General features: G+C 64.9%; 9 protein-coding genes. 8 read left to right on the top strand and 1 reads right to left on the bottom strand.

The annotated features are described in order from the left end of the window. Positions 1 to 20 precede the first annotated feature (20 nt). The 6 genes from rimO to GA615_RS03885 all read left to right on the top strand — a co-directional run bounded on the left by rimO (position 21) and on the right by GA615_RS03885 (position 10,759). Positions 21 to 1,469, top strand: a complete 1,449-nt coding sequence (rimO, locus tag GA615_RS03910) for a 30S ribosomal protein S12 methylthiotransferase RimO (protein WP_235905059.1) — start codon at positions 21 to 23, stop codon at positions 1,467 to 1,469. A 73-nt stretch (positions 1,470 to 1,542) separates the two neighbouring features. After that, complete coding sequence (gene pgsA, locus GA615_RS03905) at positions 1,543 to 2,133, top strand: CDP-diacylglycerol--glycerol-3-phosphate 3-phosphatidyltransferase (RefSeq protein ID WP_152049946.1); 591 nt, start codon at positions 1,543 to 1,545, stop codon at positions 2,131 to 2,133. Positions 2,134 to 2,187: 54 nt separating this feature from the next. Beyond that, positions 2,188 to 3,219, top strand: coding sequence for an undecaprenyl-diphosphate phosphatase (locus GA615_RS28010; protein WP_152049945.1), 1,032 nt, complete (start codon positions 2,188 to 2,190; stop codon positions 3,217 to 3,219). Next, complete coding sequence (locus tag GA615_RS28560; protein WP_152049944.1) at positions 3,149 to 6,409, top strand: PD-(D/E)XK nuclease family protein; 3,261 nt, start codon at positions 3,149 to 3,151, stop codon at positions 6,407 to 6,409. The genes GA615_RS28010 and GA615_RS28560 overlap by 71 nt, the downstream gene beginning before the upstream one ends. Next, on the top strand, positions 6,406 to 9,927 hold the full coding sequence (locus GA615_RS03890; RefSeq protein WP_152049943.1) for a UvrD-helicase domain-containing protein: 3,522 nt from the start codon (positions 6,406 to 6,408) through the stop codon (positions 9,925 to 9,927). The genes GA615_RS28560 and GA615_RS03890 overlap by 4 nt, the downstream gene beginning before the upstream one ends. Continuing rightward, a complete protein-coding gene (locus GA615_RS03885; RefSeq protein ID WP_201750099.1) occupies positions 9,914 to 10,759 on the top strand; it encodes an inositol monophosphatase family protein in 846 nt (281 codons plus the stop codon). The genes GA615_RS03890 and GA615_RS03885 overlap by 14 nt, the downstream gene beginning before the upstream one ends. A gap of 66 nt (positions 10,760 to 10,825) precedes the next feature. Here GA615_RS03885 and GA615_RS03880 read toward each other — a convergent pair whose 3' ends face one another. After that, a complete protein-coding gene (locus GA615_RS03880; protein ID WP_152049942.1) occupies positions 10,826 to 12,622 on the bottom strand; it encodes a peptidase MA family metallohydrolase in 1,797 nt (598 codons plus the stop codon). A gap of 490 nt (positions 12,623 to 13,112) precedes the next feature. Here GA615_RS03880 and GA615_RS03875 point away from each other — a divergent pair, with 490 nt between their 5' ends. Both GA615_RS03875 and GA615_RS03870 read left to right on the top strand, forming a co-directional pair. Next, positions 13,113 to 13,694 (top strand): RsmD family RNA methyltransferase, encoded by a 582-nt coding sequence (locus GA615_RS03875; RefSeq protein ID WP_152049941.1) that lies wholly within the window; start codon positions 13,113 to 13,115, stop codon positions 13,692 to 13,694. A gap of 4 nt (positions 13,695 to 13,698) precedes the next feature. Then, on the top strand, positions 13,699 to 15,036 hold the full coding sequence (locus tag GA615_RS03870; RefSeq protein WP_152049940.1) for a CCA tRNA nucleotidyltransferase: 1,338 nt from the start codon (positions 13,699 to 13,701) through the stop codon (positions 15,034 to 15,036). The last annotated feature ends 2 nt before the right edge of the window (positions 15,037 to 15,038 follow it).

Below are 15,038 nucleotides of genomic sequence, written 5' to 3'. Positions count from 1 at the left end.
ACTTCAGGAGCGGAGCGAGGATGATTCCCGATCAGATGAAAGCCGACCGTACGTTTCACTTCGTCAGCCTGGGCTGTCCGAAGAACACTGTTGATTCCGAGCGCATGCTTGGCCTGCTCGCCCAGGACGGCTACGTGCCGGTCGCGGCCCCCGACGGCGCCGATCTGGTGATCGTCAACACCTGCGGCTTCATCGACGCCGCCCGAGCCGAGAGCCTGGCGGTGATCCGCGAGATGCTCGACCGCAAGGCCGCCGGGCAGGTTCGAGGCGTGGTCGTTGCCGGCTGCCTGGCCGAGCGTCAGAAAGACCTGCTGCTCGAAGAGGTCCCGGAGGTCGATCAGGTGATCGGCGTCTTCGGTCGAGAGGAGATCGTCAAGGCGGCCGACCGTATCCTTGGCGGTCTCGACGAGCAGCGATCCATCTTCAATCCCGCCCCGATTCGGGCGATGGACGACACCGCCCGATTGCGGATCACCCCCCGGCACCTCGCCTACCTCAAGGTCTCGGAAGGGTGTAGCCGGTTCTGCACCTTCTGCGCGATCCCGTACATGAGGGGCAAGCACCTGACCAAGCCGATCGAGACCGTTGTGGCCGAGGCGAAGGAACTGGCCGCCGACGGCGTCGTCGAGCTGAACCTCGTCGCCCAGGACATGACCTACTACGGCGTCGATCTCTACGGCCGCCCTCGCCTGGCCGAGTTGCTCCGGGAACTCGATCAGATCGACGGCATCCGCTGGATCCGCATCCTCTACAACTATCCGAATTACTTCACGGAGGAGTTGTACGATGTTCTTGGCTCGTCCGAGAAGATCATCCCGTACCTCGATATGCCGCTTCAGCATATCAACGACCGCATGCTGAAGATGATGAACCGCCGACATACGCGGGCCGAGACCGTCGAGATCATCCGACGCCTTCGCGAGGTGATGCCAGGCCTCGTCCTGCGGACGACCTTCATCGTCGGTTTCCCCGGCGAGACGGAGGAGGAGTTCGAGGAATTGCTGGACTTCGTCAAGGAGACGAAGTTCGAGCGGCTCGGCGTCTTCCCTTACTCCTTCGAGCCCGACACCCCGGCCGCCAAGCTGCCCGGCCACCTGCCCGACGACGTGAAGGCCCATCGTCGCGATCGGGTGATGGAGGTCCAGCAACCCATCGCCTTCGATTTCAACACCTCCCTCGTTGGCAAAACGCTGGATGTGTTGATCGATGGGCCGGCCCCGGCCGAACTCGGTCCAGGAGTCTGGGCCGGGCGTTCCTACGCCGATGCTCCCGACGTCGATGGGCTCGTCTTCGTTCGTGACCGCAACCTTCGCGCGGGGGACCTGATTCCCTGCGAGGTGCTGTTGACCGAGGGGTACGATCTGGTCGCTCGGCCGGTTGAGGGTGCCAGCCCGAAGCGCAAGATCCGTCACAGGCCCAAGGCGAGGAAACTTCCGCCGGCCTCCCCGTTTACCATCTTGCCGGGTTGACCGGAGAACCCAGTGCCTTGACGATCAGACGCTCATGCGATGACGTTCTCTTCGATTGCACAAAGGATTCGCGATGCGAGTTGAGGCCAGTCCCAGCACGAGCAAGCCGATCGGGCTCCTCAACATCCCGAACGCGCTGAGTGTGGCTCGCTTGTTTTTCGGGGTGGCGACGCTCTGGCTCATCGAGATCAACTGGTACATCCCTGCCCTGGTCCTGTTTCTGATCGCCGCCATTACCGATGCCCTGGACGGCTATGTGGCGCGGCTCTTGAAGCAGGAAACAGCCTTCGGGCGTCAGCTCGATCCGATGATCGACAAGCTTCTGATTGCCTCGGTCCTGATCTTCCTGGTCGCCATTCCCGGCAGTGGCGTGGCGGCCTGGATGGCCTCAGTCATCGTGGTTCGGGAACTGGTCATCCAGTGGCTTCGCAGCATGATGGAAGGCAAAGGAGTGGCCTTCGGCGCCAAGATGGCCGGCAAGCTCAAGACGGTCTTCCAGTGTGCGGCGATTGTGGCCGCGCTGCTGGCCCTCGCCCTGAGTCCCGACCCGGCAACCTGGGTTCTGGTCAGCCGCGATCTTCTCATCTGGGTTGCCGTCCTGTTGACGATCTATAGTGGAGTGGAGTACCTGGCCGTCGCAGCGCCGAAGCTGCGAGAGATGTAATGGCGTTCTGAGTCGAACTCCAGTTCCTTGCCCGATCCCCTGAGTAACCGACCCATGACCTGGTTCGAAGCCCTGACCCTGGCCGTGCTTCAGGGCCTGACGGAATTCTTGCCGGTTTCCAGCAGTGGGCACCTGGCGGTGGCGGCGTCTCTCTTTCACTCGCTGGGAACGGTCGAGAACCGTCCTGATGGCCTGTTCTTCATCGTGATGCTGCATCTGGGAACCCTCCTGGCCATCCTGGTCTTTTATCGTCGCGTCATGAGGTCGGGAGCCCGGGGATTGGTGACCGGGGGCGGAGTGGGCGAAACCCCGACCCGAGCGATCGTCCTCCGCAGCGGCTTGCTGGCGGTCGTCGCGACCTTGCCGGCAGTGGTCGTCGGGCTGACCTTGAAGAAGACCGTGGACGAGGCGTTCGAAAACATTCTCGTGCCAGGGTTTGCCTTCCTCGTCACGGCGGCCTTGCTGCTCTCGACCACCCGCATGAAGGCCGGGCTGAAGGGGCCGGCCGAGACGACCTGGCTCGACGCCCTGCTTGTCGGCGTGGCGCAGGCGTTCGCCATTACTCCGGGGATCAGCCGAAGCGGTTCGACCATCGCCGCCGCCCTGGCGTTGGGGTTTTCGCGCACCTGGGCGGTCGGGTTTAGCCTCCTGATCAACGTCCCGGCGATCCTCGGGGCATCGGTCCTGGTCGGCAAGGATCTTCAGATCGAGTCCCTTTCAACCGAGGTTCTTCAGATGACCGGCCTGGCGACGATCCTCTCGGGAATCGTCGGCTATGGTGCAATTGTCTGGCTGGTTCGGATTGTCCGATCGGGCCGACTCTGGTATTTTTCTGTATACCTGGTGTTGCTTTCGGGGGTGGTCCTGGGCTCCGTGGCGCTGATGGGCCAGGGCGAGGATTCGAGGGGGATGACCCATGAGCAAGGCGGCCGACCGGAGGCTCTGGACCGGCCCGGTGGGGGCGTCCTGGCTCGATCGGGTTCGAGGACCGAAGGGGCGGGCCACCACCTGGATCATGCCGACTCCGCTGGCCCGGGACCGGCTGGCCCGTCGGATCGCGCAGGCTCCGGGCCGATCGCCCGCTGACCAGGTCTTCTGCTGGGCCGATCTCTGGCACGACCTCCGCGCCGATGATCCCGGAGGACCGCTCTGCCTGGCTCCGGCCGGGGTTCGGGCCGCCTTGCAAGCGGCCATCGAGCAGGCCAGACACGTCGGAGCCCTGTCCGTCTCGGCCTCGGTCGCCGATTCTTCCGGCTTTCGCCGTCGGGTCTTCCGCCGCATTGCCCGATGGATGGCCGCCGGTCGGGCACCATCCGACCTGCCTCCGCCGATCGGGCCGATCGAGGCGGAGGTTCGGGCCGTGTACCGCTCGTATCAAGAGGTGCTGGCGCGGCTTGGGGCAGTCGATGAGGCCGGGCTACAGTCCTACTATGCCAGTTGGTTTCATCTGGCCAAAACGCTTCCCCGGGCCTGGGGATCGGTCGATCGGGTGGTCGTGGTCGAGCCTCCGACCGAGGATCGTCCCGTCCGGCTGGCCATCGACGCCATGCGGCACTCGGTGAACCAGCTCGGCCTGGTCCTGACCTTCGACGGTGATCCGTCCCGAGCCGAGGTTGATGCACCATCGGCCCGGTTCCGCGAACGGATGCTCGCGTGGGGGTTCCTTGAAACGTCGATCGAGCCGTCCGACCATCGACCCGCCGGCCTTGTTTGCCTCGACCGGCACCTGTTCCGGGAAGGGGATCACGGTCAGGGTCAGGTCGATCGTTCGGAAGGGCTAGCGCTTCGGGGAGCTTCGAGTGGCGAAGGGTTGGCCCGGGTCGCGGCCGTCTGGGCCCGCGAACGCCTGGCGGAAGGGGAGCCTCCTGAAGAACTGCTGATCCTGGTCCGATCCTGGGATGAGCAGGCATCGATCTCCGTCGAGACGCTCCGCGCCTGGGGGCTTCCTGTCACCACGGGACGCGATCGGCCGATTGGTTCCGACGCGGCGGTTCAGGCCCTGAAGCTAGCGATGGCCGTGCCCGTTGAGGACTGGGACACGGAACTCCTCGGCCGACTGCTCCGGAATGGCCGTCTTCGCCCCGACTGGGAGGAGGCCAAGGGGCATCCGATGGCCCTTGCCGCCTCGGCCGCGGCCTTGCGTGAAGCCCGTGTCTATCGAGGATGTGACGCCATCGCAGAGTCCCTCGGCCGGATGATCGATCACCCAACGTCGGACGAGGAAATGACCTCCAAGCCCGATTACCGGCGACGCCATCGGCAGCGCCTGGCCTGGCTGGGGGGAATCGCGTTGCCCGTCTTTGAACGGTTGTCCGAGTGCCTCAAGTCCGTGGCCATTCCCGGTCCCTGGTCGGAACAGGTGGATCGACTCGCCGGACTGGCGATCGAGCTGGGACTCGATCCCGAGTCAGAGGGAGCGTTGGGCCACCTGTTCAGCGCACTTGATGATCATGCAATGGTGCTCGAAGGGCTGGGACTGGGGAGGGAATCGTGGAACTGGGCCTCCTTTGTCGCGGAGGTGGAGGTGATCCTTCAGGACTTGCCCGCCCCGGAAGGATCGACGGTCGGTGCCATTCGCTTCGCCACCGTCGATGAGGCGGCCGGGGTGATTGCCCGGCACATCCTTCTCACAAACCTGGCCGAGGGAACCTTCCCCAACCGCTCCTCCGTGGGACCGACCGCCGACCCAGACGACCAGTCTCACGAGGCGCCGGAACCGGGTCATGATGGGGAGGAACTCCCCCTGAACGACGAGCCTACGGACGCGGTCCTCCGTCGTGGATCGATCAGTCAAATGCGATTGCGCTTTGATGATGCACCGATCGCGGCGTCGGATCCCACACCGTTCGGTCGAGAGATGGCTCGGTTTCTCCGCGTGCTGGGGGCGGCTGAGGTCAGCCTCACGCTTGCGTATCCGACCAGCGACGAGAAGGGAGTCGATAAGCTCGCGGCCGGGTTCCTCGTCGAGGTCGAGACCCTACTGTCAGACGAAGTCAGGCACCGGATTGTTCGGGACAACCGGAAGCTCGATCCCGCGCTTCGAGAAACGCCGCCGCAATCGCCGCTTGAGCGCCGCGTTCGAGCAATGGCCCGAGCTGCGATCAATGATCCGAGCGAGCTGGCCATGCTCGCCTCGGGTCCCGAACATCGTGCCTTGCTTCGCGCCTCGGCCTCGGCCTTGCTGGTCAACGAGCGACGGGCCCGGCACCCCGTTTGGCGGCCCCGACGACATGGAATCAGCCGCTTCGAGGGAATGCTACGCGACCCTCGAATCATCCAACGCCTGGCCTCCGAGTTCGGCCCGTCGTACACCTTCAGCGCGAGCCAACTGGAATCGTTGGCATTCTGCCCATTTCAATTCTTTCTCAGATATGTGCTTCGTCTTGATCCGATCGAGGAGCGTGACGAACTGGAGGAGGACCGGACCGCCGGCGGGAGCCTGATGCACGCGGTCCTTGAATCGTTGCATCTGGGCTTGCGCGACGAGCCGCCCTCGAACGGGATCTCGCTCGATGAGGCGATTGCCGATCGGATCGAGCGAGCGGTTCGTGATGAGCTGGAACGCGAAGCGAGCCCCAGCTCCGACGTGGGCCGAGGGCTCCGGGCGATCGAGGCCGAGCGCATGGCTCGGATCGGGAAAACCTACGCTGATCAGTTTCGGCGTTATGCTGAGTCGCTCGGGCGTGATCTGGCTCCCGAGCATTTCGAATTTTCGTTCGGCGACGAGGAGCATCGCGACGGCCCGGCCCTGGTGCTGGGCGAGGGGGATGAACAGGTGCGGCTTCAAGGAATGATTGATCGCATCGATATGATCCGGCATCCCTCGGGCTTGCTCTTTCGTGTGATCGACTACAAGACCGGATCGGTCCCCTCGCGGAAGAAGCTGGAGGAGGGACTGGCGCTGCAACTGCCGCTTTATGCGATGGCGGTCGAGCGAGCCTTGCCGGCCGAGGAGAATCCGCGGGCGATCGACGCCGGCTACTGGGCCTTGCGGGGGAAAGGGTACGCCCCGCTCGTGACCCTGGCCGAATACCGAGACGGCGACCTGTTCTCCCGAGAAGGATGGAAGCCCGGTCCCGATCGGATCGTTCGCTTCGTGCTTGATCTCGTCGATCGGCTCCGGCTCGGGATGATGCCGGCCCAGTTCGAAAAGCCCGATTGCGAACGGAATTGCGATTACCGAACCGTTTGCCGTTTCCACCAGGTTCGACAGGCCCGCAAGCCCTGGCCCGAGGCCCCGACGATGAGTGAGCCCGGCGAGGAGGACCTTCGATGAGTGGCCCGGATCACGCCGTCGAGCGGACCGTGGTGGTCGAGGCGGCCACGTCCCACCCGCCGACCCCCGAACAGCAACGGGCGCTCGACGCGAGGGTGAGCGTTGCGCTGGCGTCCGGGGCGGGCTGTGGGAAGACCCGAGTCTTGACCGACCGCTTCGTTCTGGCGTTGAACGATCGGATGCCGCTCGATCGCCTCGTTGCCGTGACCTTCACCGAAAAGGCCGCGGCCGAGATGCGCGGCCGCATCCGGGCGGAATGCCGACGCCGGATCCATGCCGGAGGCCCTGACACGCACCACTGGCGTCGGGTGCTTCGTGGCCTTGAAGCTGGACGAATCGGCACCTTTCACGGATTCTGTCTTGAACTGTTGAAGCGGTTTCCGGAGCAAGCGGGGTTGCCACCGGAATTCGGCGTGCTGGAGGAGTCGATCGCCCCGACCCTCCGGGATGAGGCCTTGCGGATCTGCATGCGTCGATGGCTGGCGGACGGTCATCCCGACCTCATCGCCCTGGCCGTCGAACTCGGGCTCGATGCCGTTCGGAACGGCTTGCGATCCCTCTTGCTCGGTCGAGCCCTGGCCCACCCTGGTCAGTGGGCCGACCTGAGCGCGGCCGAGCTGATCGATCGCTGGCGATCGGCCTGGTTGAGCGAGGGGCAACCGTCACTCCTGCAGCGTTTTGTCGAGGATGCCCGGCCTCTGCTGGAATTGCTCCGAAATCACGAATGCGAGCATCCGGTGGGGGCCGATCGTCGAGCGGTCCTGCTCGCTGAGATTCCGCTGTTACCCGAGGCGCCTCACCCGGATCTCTCGTTCGAGGTGATTCGAGAGCATGCGACTGTCGCCGGAGGAGGGACCGGGAAACACTGGACGTCGATCGACGTGTACATGAGTGTCCGAGATGGTTACAAGGCACTTCGGGACGCCGTCGATCGGGCGCGCAAATCGTTGCAGTGGGATGAGGATCTGACCCACCGATCGGCCGAACTGGGGGTGCGGTTCGCGGCGCTGGCTCGGGAGGCCCTGGACGAAGTCGATCGCCTGAAACGCCGCCGCGAGCTGGCCGATTTCGACGATCTCCTGATCAAGGCACGGTCATTGTTGCTCGATCGCGGAGAGGAGGTGCTCGCGTCGCTTCAGGAGGAAATCGAGTTGCTTCTTGTCGATGAGTTCCAGGACACCGACCCGATTCAAGGCGCCATCGTGCAGGCACTGGCCGGTGACGATCCCTCGATGGGTCGCCTGTTCCTGGTCGGTGATTCGAAGCAGTCGATCTACCGCTTTCGAGGGGCTGAGCCGACGATCTTTACGCGATTTCGAGACGGTTTGGAGGAGGAGGGACGGCTCTCATTGACCGGAAACTTCCGGAGTGTTCCGGGGGTGATTCAGTTCGTCAATGCCCTGTTCGCGGATCTCTACACGGACCCTTCGGAGGCCCTTCGGGCCGAGCGTCCCGTGCCTTCGACCCCGAACGATCCCCCGGCGGTCGAGTTTCTCTGGGCGTATGAGCCGGAATCCTCGGGACGATCGAAAACGGCAACGCGACGGGTTGAGGCGGGCTGGATTGCTCGTCTCATCGCCGATCGGCTGGAACAGGGCTGGACGATTCAGGACCCGACCGACGGCTCGAGGCGTCCGGCCCGACCCAACGACGTCGCCATCCTGTTCCGAGCCCTGACGAATGTGGGGGTGTACGAGGAGGCCCTCGCCGCCGAAGGGCTTGATTATCATACCGTCGATGGCTCGGCCTTTTTTGCCCAGCAGGAAGTGCTGGACGTCGTGAACTTGCTGGCGGCGATCGAAGACCCGTTCGATCCGCTCGCTCTGGCGGCGACGCTCCGGAGCCCGTTCTTCGGCATCAGCGATGAGGGGCTCTACTGGCTCGCCAACGCCCGACCCGACGATCGGCCGGCGGATCTGCAGCAAAACCTCCGGCGCTGCGATCAGATCGAGGAGCTTGGCCCGGCAGATCGTCGTCGGGCGGTTCGGGCGCGGGAACTCTTGAATCGCTGGCGATTGCTCAAGGATCGGGCCCCCATTGCGACTCTGTATGATCACGTGCTCGATGAGTCGGGTTTTGAAGCAGCGATCGTGGCTGATCCGCTCGGTGATCGCAAGCGGGCCAACGTGCGGAAGTTGGTCCGCCTGGCCAGTTCGTACGATCGAGGGGGGTATCCGCTGGCCGATTTCGTGGCCCGGCTCCGGAACGACCTGCGGACCCTCGCGCGGGAGGACCAGGCGGCTACGAATACCGAGCAAGGGGATGCGGTTCGCCTCATGACGATCCACCGGGCCAAGGGGCTCGAATTCCCGATCGTCATCGTGCCCGATCTCGACCGCGCCGCTCCCCCGCGGTCGCAATCGGTGTTGATGCATGCGCGCTACGGACCGATCGTCCGCACGAGTCCCGAACCAGGTGAAGACGCGCCGACCTTCGGGCAGGACAACTCACCTCGGGGGCTTGCCGAACTGCTGTACCGTGCCTCCGAGGAGCGCGAGGAGCGGGACGAAGCCGACCGACTTTTTTATGTGGCCGCGACCCGAGCGGTCAGTCATTTGATTCTCTCCAATGGGTTGAACAAGCCCCTGCTGCTCGGGGATCGTGGTCAGGAGTCGTCCCGGCAATCGTTCTACCGACCGTATTCCCCGGCGATGGTGCGCATTGCCCAGCGATTCGATCTGACCAACGGGGCGTTGCGGGTCGAGATCCCGGAGGAGTGGCCTCTCCCTCGGGTCGGGGTCATCACGCAATCCCCGGAACGGCAATCGTTGCGAAATGCGGTCACCCGGAAGCGCGTGGATCGGTTCACGATTGCCCGGACGATTATGCGAGCCACTCCGGGAGGGGCTCCCGATCGCTCGACTCCGGCAATTCGTCCGACCTGGCTCGAACACCTGCCGGAAACGGGGCTGCCTCCCTTCGCCACTCGGGTCCTTCGCCTGATCCGAGGAGTCCTTTGCGATCCGGACGCGGCCTGGGTTGCCGATCCGATCGCCGCGATCGAGCGCGCTGGTCGAGCGACGATCCCGGCGTCTCCACGTCGCGTGGTCGAGGCGGCGAAACATCTGGTGATCCCGTGGTGTGTCGGATCGCTGGCCCGCCGGATTGCAGCGGCCGAGGCTCGGGTCGGCAGGCGCTCCTGGACCTTGCTTGCAGACGGGACCGGTCCTGAGGCAATGGACGGCGTCCACCGGGGTGAGCTTGACCTGGCGTTTCGTGAAGGGGGCTCGTGGAACCTGGTGGTCTGGGAACATCCCCAGTCACCGGCGGGATGGGGGGAACGTCGGCTCGTGCTTTCAGGTCAGGCTGCGCCGGGGCTCGGACTCGCTCGGATCGAGGAGGGCTGGCTCGTTCGTCTCAGAGCAGAGCCGGAAGAAGCCCTGGAGGAGAGGCTCGACCGTCGACGGTTCTCTCGTACAATCGCCAGCGAGGATTCTCCCGCTCGCTCCCAACGCCGACCGGTTCGCCGGCGATCGGCCGGGGCGTCTCGATCCGAGGCCGAACATGACCGCTCCTGATGCGATGACCGACGTCAAGAACCACCCCGACCTGGCCCTGGCGCTGGCCCTGGCCGATGCGGCGACCGAGACGATTCTGCCCTACTTCCGTCGCTGCGCGGTCGAGTGGAAGCCGGATGGGACGGAAGTGACGGCGGCCGACCGGGCAGCCGAGCAACGCATTCGCGAACTCTTGAGCCGGGAACGGCCCGACGACGGTGTGCTTGGCGAGGAGTTCGGCGAGCATCCCGCGCGGAACGGAAGCAATCGCCGATGGGTCATCGACCCGATCGACGGAACGGCGGCCTTTGCCCTGGGCTTGCCGATGTTCGGCACCCTGGTCGCCCTGGTTGAAGGGGACGACCCGGTAATCGGTGTGATCCACCAACCGGCCACCGGCGAAACGACCTTCGCCGCCAAGGGGTCTGGTTGCTGGTGGCGTCCGTCACCCAACGAGTCGCCGGAACCCGTTCGGGTGGCGTCTCCTGTGCGACTTAGTGAGGCCTATGCCTCCACGACCGGCCCTCATTCGAGTGACATTCAGGCATCCGACGGACAAATTCCGTTTCGATTGACGCACCTGATCCGCTCGGCCCGGCGGTTCCGGTTCGTGGGAGATTGTATCCAGCATGCCCTGGTCTGTCGGGGAAGACTCCACATTGCCTGGGATTCGTTGATGAGTCCGTGGGATATCGCGGCCCTGGTGCCGTGTGTCGAGGAGGCCGGTGGGGTGATCTCGGGACTCGATGGTGAGCGCGACCAGATCCTCTCAAGGCGAAGTCTTCTGAGTACCTGTGACCGAAACTTGCATGATGAGGTGTTGCGGGTTCTGGCCCCCGATCAGAAACGCTGAGCACCGAGGACCAGGGATTCGGCCCCTTGAGCGTTCATCCCTGGATCTCGGTCGAGGTTGAGCATGCTATCGGGCGCGGGGTGTCGCGTCGGGGCGGACGGCGATCAGTTCATCGGGGGTGGTCGCCGATTTCCGTCGGGCGTGGGAGAGCCATCGGGTATGGAGGTCCTCGGCACTCTGGAATCCATAGACGGTTTTCAGCGCGTTTTCGGTTCCGAGGCGCTGTGACGCTCGGAGGAAGCTGAGAAATCGAGCGGGTGAGTCAAGCTGGATCAGGTATCGCGTCAGCGAGGCACTCTGGGCCATGAACAGGTCCCAGTCGCGCGGCTTCGGCCCCGATGCACTCATCATGGCTCCGGTGCGGAAGACGCGGCCGGAGGCGAGAGATGCTTCGAGATCGGCCAGTCGGGCCACCTGGGCGTCGATCGGCTCGGCGATGACGGCCATCCCCTCATCCGCCCAGCGGGGGATCTGCTGGCCTGGAAAGAGATCGGCGAGCACGACGTGAGAGACCTCGTGCGGTGCGACCGCGTCGAGCAGGCGGTCGGCATCGGCCCGCAGATGGATGCGACGCGAAACCACACGTCCCCGGCTCAGGTCGAGGGTCGAGAAGCCCGGAGAATCGGCGGGCTGAGCGGTCATCCGTTCGAACGTCGCGGCGTTGGGGTAGAGGTACAGGTCACAGCGAGGGGACCAGGAAGACGCTGATGACGAGGCGGTCCAGTAACGATAGAGATCGCTCCGGGCGTCCTCGACCCGGCGAGCCAGTTGATTCGCCAGGGAGGGATCGACGTGATAGATCCGGAAATTCTCGGTTTCGAGGACCTGCCACGATGCGGTGCTCCTGACCGTCTCGCCGGACTCGGACTGCCCCCGAACAATAAACGCGCTTGGCTTGGCCCCGACGGCTGCAGAACGTTCGGTGGCCAGGCGACGAAGGTACTCACTGAACCAGATTTCGGGGGCCAGGGCGCGGACCTCGCGGATCTCGGCGTGAATGGCGGACCATTCGGCCGGAGTGCTGGGCTGGGCATTGATTCGTCGAGCAACAGCGACGAATCGGCAGTAGGCCCAGACCGCCTTGTGCGATTCGGGCAACTGCCCTCGCTGAGCGAGCAGGGCATAGATCCGGCCCGCGTCCTCGTACTTCTGGGAGCGGAAGGCCGCGTCGGCCGATCGCAGCACCTCGGCCAGGGTCTGGCCCTGAGGGGGGGCCGAGAGTGGAGCGGGGGACGAGTCGGCCGCCGGAGGTTGCGCGATCGGAGCGGTCTGCTCTTGAGGAGAAGTCTGGGTCGTGTCCGCCTCATTCATTGAGACCGGGGGCTGAGGCTCTCCATCCGCCGTCGAGTCGGATTTTGGAGGATCGGTTTCCAGAACCCCGGCGGTTGGTTCCTGAACTGGGGACAGCCCCGGTGATTCGGGGGGTGGCAGAGAGTCTTCCGGTTGCGGAGCAGGGGAGGGCGATTCCGCGGGGGGCTCGTCCGGATCGGGAGGCGTTCCGGCCTCGTTCGAGGTCCTGGAGACGGCAGGGTCAGCAGGCCGTTTCGGCCGATTCAAGATCAGGAGATTCTCACGATAGAGCCGGGCGTGGCGTGTGTCTCCCGCGGCCTCTGCTTGCGCGGCGGCACGTTCATACGCCCGTCTCAGGTCGTCAAGAACGGCCGGGCGTTCGGCCGAGGAGACGGCTAGCAAGGCCGATTCGAGCAGGGCGACGGCCGCCGGACCATCGCCTCGGCTGAGTGCCTCGCGACCGGCCTGGAGGTCGGCGGGCGGATCGGCCGTTCGGGCATGGCAAAGCGCGGCGGACAGCGACAGCAGGGCCGCGGCCATCAGGGCGGCGGTCGGGGCGAAAAGCCGATGCATGACGGTCCGTGTCCTCGGTTGTGGCCAACCCGATCCGGGCGGACAGACCAGATCCGAGGGAGTGGATCGGGTCTTCCGGCTCGTTTCGACACGTCTCGTCGTCGGTGTAGGAGGCTCAGAGGGTGCGGTGGACGGGCCGAGGGGCCGGTGTCCGTCGCGGCGGGTCAACCCCTGCGTCCTTGGGGTCATTCTCGCCGAGTCAGGGAGCATCGCTCGCGTCGTCAATCACGTGAGGGTTGGACACGTTGCGGTGCGAATCCTGTGGGCATTCCGGGGGGGAGTATGGCCATCTTGCGCCAGCCGGTCAAGTCGAACTGACAGGTTCCTTGAGAACCGAATCCGGCCCCGGGGTGTCAGGGGAGGGACCGGGAATCGGGTGATGAGCAACGAACCGGCTGAGGGAATCGGATCGGGCCTGGTATACTCGGGGGCTGGTCGGCTCCGCCGATCCGGAAACGGGGCCTTGTCCTTCTGGCGAAGCGAGTGAACGATGCGTATCATCGCCGGTATCCGGCGCGGGCATACGATCCAGGGGCCGAATGATTCGAAAGGGACGAGGCCGACGAGTGACCTTGTCCGCGAGTCGATTTTCAACATTCTCGGCACCGAGGTCGAGGATCGGCCCGTGATCGACTTGTTCGCCGGGACGGGCGCTCTTGGGCTCGAAGCACTGAGTCGGGGAGCCGTCTCGGCGGTCTTCGTCGAGAAACGGCCGCAGAATGCCGCCGTCGTTCGAAAGAATCTCGCGGCCTTGCGATTCGAAGGGCTCGGTGAGGTGGTGGTCGCAAATGCGTACGCGTGGGTCAACCAGTTCGAGCCGTCGAGCGAAGACGGCCCGTTCGTCGTTTTTCTCGACCCGCCGTACCGAGAGTACGACCAGAGCGAGAAGAAGCTTCGCACCTTGATTCAGACGCTCGTCGATCGCTTGCCAATCGGCTCGACCATCGTGGCCGAGGCGGGTCGGGCGCTCGGCCCGGAGTTTCTCCCGGACCCGGACGCCTGGGACCTTCGCCGCTACGGAGACACGCACGTGGCGATCCGGACGCTCGACCAGCCTGCGCAGGAGCTTTGAGGCGATGGGAGAGGAGACGCAACCCCGGCCCTTGCCGACGGTTCAGGAGCGCAGGCGAGCGTTCGCGGTCCAGGTCGTCCGAGGGCTCCGGGAGGCGGGGCATCAGGCCCTCTGGGCCGGCGGTTGCGTGAGGGATCTGCTGATCGGGCTGACCCCCAGTGACTACGACGTGGCGACCGACGCCCCTCCTGAGCGGGTGATGCAGATCTTCCGCCGAACGGTGCCGGTTGGGGTCAGCTTCGGAGTGGTCAAGGTGATCGGACCAAGGGGGGCAGGGGAGGTCGAGGTGGCGACCTTCCGGAGCGACGGAGCCTACATCGACGGCCGACGCCCCGAATCAGTCGTCTTCAGCAGTCCCGAGGAGGACGCCTCTCGCCGAGACTTCACGATCAACGGCATGTTTTTCGACCCGATCTCGGGAGAGGTGATCGACTACATCGGCGGCAAGCACGATCTGGATAGCGGACTCTTGCGAGCGATCGGGAATCCAGCCTCGCGGTTCGCCGAGGACAAGCTTCGCCTGGTCCGAGCGGTTCGGTTTGCGGCGCGGTTCGGGCTCCGAATCGAGCCGGCCACCGAGGCGGCGTTGGTGGCAATGGCTCCAGAAGTCACCGTGGTGGCCGCCGAGCGCATTGCCCAGGAATTGCGGCGAATGCTTGTTCACCCGAGTCGCTCGGCCGCCATGCGTCTGCTGATGGATTTTGGCCTCGCGGCTGTGATCGTGCCGGAGTTGCTGTCCCTGGTCGGAGTCCCGGCGCATGTGGCGGCCCGGCCCGAGCACGATCTCTGGGAACAGACGTTGGCCGTACTCGATGGTCTGCCGCACGATCCCTCGATCGGCCTCGCTCTGGCTGCCTTGTTTCACGAGATCGACCGGGCAACCACGGGTTACGGAGCGGTCGAGGCCCTGAATCGGGTGGCCGATCGCTTGAAGCTGGCAAACGTCGAGCGGGACGCCGCTTCGTGGCTCTTAGCCCATCACGAAACCCTGAACGCACCGCGATCGATTCCGGTGTCTCGCCTGAAGCGATTGCTGGCCGAGCCGGGCATCGGCGAATTGCTCGTGATGCATCGGGCGGTGGCCGAGGCGGCCGAGCTGCCCATCGACCACGTGGCGTTTTGCGAAGACTACCTGAGGGTCGAGCCGGACGGGCCGATTCGGCCGGCCCCCTGGATTGACGGCAATGATCTGAAACGCCTGGGATTGCGTCCCGGTCCCGTGTTCAAGCAGTGGATCGATCGAGCCTACGATGCCCAGCTGGAAGGGACGGTGACGAATCCGGAGGAGGCGGTCGCCTGGTTGAGTCGGCAAATCGAGGCCGAAGGGTCGGCTTCGACCTGATT

This window comes from Tautonia marina, from assembly GCF_009177065.1.
GTDB classification, from domain to species: Bacteria; Planctomycetota; Planctomycetia; order Isosphaerales; family Isosphaeraceae; genus Tautonia; species Tautonia marina.
This window is presented reverse-complemented; position numbering and strand designations above follow the sequence as displayed.